Annotated in this window: 4 protein-coding genes; 3 read left to right on the forward strand and 1 reads right to left on the reverse strand. The window is 28.9% G+C overall.

Going from position 1 to position 3,872, the window contains the following annotated elements:
* The first annotated feature begins 224 nt into the window (after positions 1–224).
* The 3 genes from E6248_RS14250 to E6248_RS14260 all read left to right on the forward strand — a co-directional run bounded on the left by E6248_RS14250 (position 225) and on the right by E6248_RS14260 (position 3,695).
* The gene (locus tag E6248_RS14250; protein WP_316341445.1) at positions 225–1,205 is read left to right on the forward strand and encodes a biotin--[acetyl-CoA-carboxylase] ligase; all 981 of its coding nucleotides are present in this window, start codon (positions 225–227) and stop codon (positions 1,203–1,205) included.
* A 588-nt stretch (positions 1,206–1,793) separates the two neighbouring features.
* Complete coding sequence (locus E6248_RS14255; RefSeq protein WP_316341446.1) at positions 1,794–3,287, forward strand: 4Fe-4S dicluster domain-containing protein; 1,494 nt, start codon at positions 1,794–1,796, stop codon at positions 3,285–3,287.
* Positions 3,288–3,554: 267 nt separating this feature from the next.
* Entirely contained in the window at positions 3,555–3,695 is a 141-nt protein-coding gene (locus tag E6248_RS14260) for a hypothetical protein (protein WP_316341447.1), read from the forward strand.
* On the opposite strand, the gene E6248_RS14265 is transcribed toward E6248_RS14260, so the two are convergent.
* A partial coding sequence (locus E6248_RS14265) for a hypothetical protein (RefSeq protein WP_316341448.1) occupies positions 3,670–3,872 on the reverse strand: 203 nt, incomplete at its 5' end. The two genes, E6248_RS14260 and E6248_RS14265, sit on opposite strands and share 26 nt — an antisense overlap.

Consider the following 3,872-nt stretch of genomic DNA (forward strand, 5'->3'; position numbering starts at 1 on the left):
AAAAAATTAAGAGAATGAAGGAATGAAAAAATGAAGGAAGAGGTTTTGCAATGCAAAACCTCTTTTGTTTTAAAGATTTACTTATAAAAAATCTGTAAGTTTTTTTATAGGCATTCTTTCATTTTTTAATTTTTCCATTCTTTCATTAATAAAATACTTCGCATTTTATGACAATTATTGTGTTATAATAAAGGATAATAATCATGAAACAATAAGGTGGATTTATGAGTATAAAGGATAAAACATTAGAATTTTTAGAAAAGAATAGAGGTAGGTATATATCAGGAGCTGAGTTGGCAAGGGAGTTAGATGTTAGTAGAAATGCTATTTGGAAGTCTATAAAATCTCTCCAAAGTGAAGGATATAATATTTCAGCAATTACTAATAAGGGCTATAGTTTATCTGAGGATACTGATATTCTTTCAGCTCAAAGCGTTAGTAAATATATAAAAAGTACTAATGATTTTAAAATAGAGGTTTATAAAACTATAGGATCAACTAATGATAAGGTGAAAGAATTGGCTTTAGAGGGGAAAGAAGAAGGCTATATAGTTATTTCTGAAGAACAAAGTAAGGGAAAAGGTAGGTTTGGTAGAAAGTTTCATTCTCCTAAGAACACAGGAATTTATATGAGTATTCTTTTAAGACCTAGGTTAATGGCACAAGATTCTTATCTCATTACTACATCAGCAGCAGTGGCAGTAGCTGAAGCTATAGAAAAAATTTCCGACAAAGAAGCTAAAATTAAATGGGTAAATGATATTTACATAGATAATAAAAAGGTTTCGGGAATACTTACAGAGGCATCTTTAGATTTTGAAAGTGGATTAATACAATATGTTGCGCTAGGGATAGGTATTAATTTGAAATCACCTAATGAAGGATTCCATGAGGATATTAAAAATATTGCAACTTCAGTATTTAACGAAGAAGAAAATTTACCTAAGGATATTAGAAGTTTATTTATAGCAGAAATAATAGATAACTTTTTTAGTTATTATAATTCAATAGATCAGAAGAAATTTATAAATGAATATAAGAGAAGATCTATCTTAATAGATAAAGAAGTTAATATAGAATCTAGTAAAGGTAGTGTAAAAGCTAAGGTTTTAGAAATTGATGATTTATGTAGATTAAAAGTTCGATTAGAAGATGGAAGTATAAAAGAATTATCTTCAGGAGAAGTGAGCGTAAGGATGAAATAATGGGAGCTGTATTATGGGCAGCTCTTTGTAGCGATTAGCAATTGACAATTATTGATGTAATTCCGTGGGAGTTACTAAAAAAGTTGGTTTTTAAGTTACTTTTGTATTTAGTATATCTTTATTTTTAGTGTGAATATATGAGTGGGTAAAATTTGAAGTTAGTATTGTCCTTATGATAGCTTCAAATTTTTTTGTTTTATTATTTATAGTAATGGATTTAAGAAGCTATTAACTGTTAATTATTAAATACTAATTCATAAGCTTGAGTTTTATATAGATTTATATAGTTAAATGATTTTAAGCAAAGTTTAAGTATTATTAATAATATAACAATTATAAAAAGAGATTATTAATACTTTAAAAAATTCAATAAAAAAGTATTAATAAAGTTTGTTTAAAATTTAACGTAAAAGATTAAAAATAGATAAAATGAATGTCCTTAATATTCAGAATAAGCCTTCAAAATAGGCTTTAAGAAATAATAAAAACAGAAAAAATATTGTTAAAAGTATAGCAATTATCAATTAAAAACCTTATAATTATATATGGGAGATATGTATAATTTTATTTTTACAGGAGGATTTTGGTATGTTTCAATTTGAGACTCAGTTAAAAAAGTTAAAGCATGATGTATTAACAGAGGTAGCAAGGTTAGCAAAGGATGATAACTTAACTACTGAAACTATAGAAAAGGTTCCTTACGAAATAATAAAAGGGGATACAGCTATGTATAGATGCTGTGTTTATAAGGAAAGAGCTATAGTTTTAGAAAGAGCAAAACTTGCAGCTGGGTATTTAGCTAATGGAGATAATATTGATGATGAATTTGTAGATATTAGAGAAGATGATCAAATTATATATGTAATTGAGGCAGCTTGTGATAGATGTCCAATAAATAAGTATAGTGTTACAGATTCTTGTAGGAACTGTTTAGCACATAAATGTCATGAAGCTTGTAATTTTGGAGCTATTACTTACGTAGCAGGAAGAGCTTATATAAATCAAGAATTATGTAAAGAATGTGGTATGTGTAAAAAGGCTTGCCCATATGATGCTATAGCTGAAGTAATGAGACCTTGTAAGAGGGTTTGCCCAACAGGGGCTTTAGATATAAGTAAAGATGATAGACGAGCTATGATTAAGGAAGAAACTTGCGTTAATTGTGGTAGTTGTATGAGTGCGTGTCCATTTGGAGCTATTTCAGATAAAAGCTTAATAGTACCTGTTGCAAAGAGACTTGCTAGAGGAAGAAAGATGTATGCAGTAGTTGCTCCAGCAATAACAGGACAATTTGGACCTAAGGTTGGATATGGTAAAATAAAAAATGCAATAAAGAAACTTGGATTTGAAGATATGATAGAAGCAGCTTGTGGAGCTGATGCGGTGACAGTTCATGAAAGTAAAGAGTTTATCGAGAGAATAGAAAATGGGGATTCATATATGACTAACTCTTGTTGTCCAGGGTTCCTAAGCTATATTGAGAAAATGATGCCTTCAGAAGTATCTAAGATTTCAGGAACAGTTTCACCTATGGTTGCAACAGCAAGATATATTAAGAGTGTAGACCCAGAAGCAAAAGTAGTATTTATTGGGCCTTGTACAGCTAAAAAAAGCGAAGCTGTTAGAGAACCAATTAAGGATGCAGTAGATTATGTATTAACTTTTGAAGAACTATTAGCATTGTTTAGTGCTTTTGATATAGAAGTTGAAGCATGTGAAGATGAAGTAGTAGATGATGCGTCTATTTATGGAAGAGGCTTTGGAGCTCATGGTGGTTTAACAGCTGCAATTGAAAACTATGTAAGAAGTCAAGGCTTAGAAGTGAACTTTAATCCTGTGAAGGTTTCTGGAGGAATTGAAATTAAGAAGGCTATGACTATGGCCAAGATAGGAAGACTTCAAGGCAACTTTATAGAAGGTATGATGTGCGAAGGTGGTTGCATAAATGGAGCAGGTACATTAGCAACTCCATTTAAGTCTAAGAATACATTCAATAAGGTGAACTCAGGGGCTTCAAGAAAAGCGGTAATTGATAATGAGAAGATTAGTGATTATGATAAAGTGAATTTTGAAAGAAATTAATATAGTTTTTAATTAACATGCAATAATTATAGATGTAATTTAATCTAAATTGTTGAAATTAATTTCTCTTAAGTGGATGAAATTGATTTGGCCTAAATTATTGTAATTAATTTAAATAGGTGTTGTCTTATGGCAGCACCTATTTATTTTACAAAAAATAAAGAAAATTAATAAAGGGATACTAAAGAGTGGATATTGAATAGGGAAAAAATTACTTATGTTGAATTATAAAATAGGAGAATAAATAGTAACTTGGAGGAAGAACGTTTGAGTAACAAATTTAAAAACTTATTTACTAAAGAAATTGATATTAAAATAGACTTAGAAATACTTATAAATATTATTTTATATTCAGGAATATTAATTCTACCATTTATTGTAGTTAATTTTTCTTACCTAGATATTTAGTTGGAAAACAAATATTTCTATATGGTATTGGCTTTTTAGCTTTTATAGGACTTATATTAGTAAGACCTAGGAAAATTAAATTAGTGGAAATAGTATCTGCACTATTTTTATTAACTATTTTTATCCCAACAATTCTTTCACCAGAAAAAAGTATAGCCTTATTCGGAAATACATATA

The organism is Clostridium sp. (assembly GCF_032552055.1).
Taxonomy (GTDB): Bacteria; Bacillota; Clostridia; order Clostridiales; family Clostridiaceae; genus Clostridium.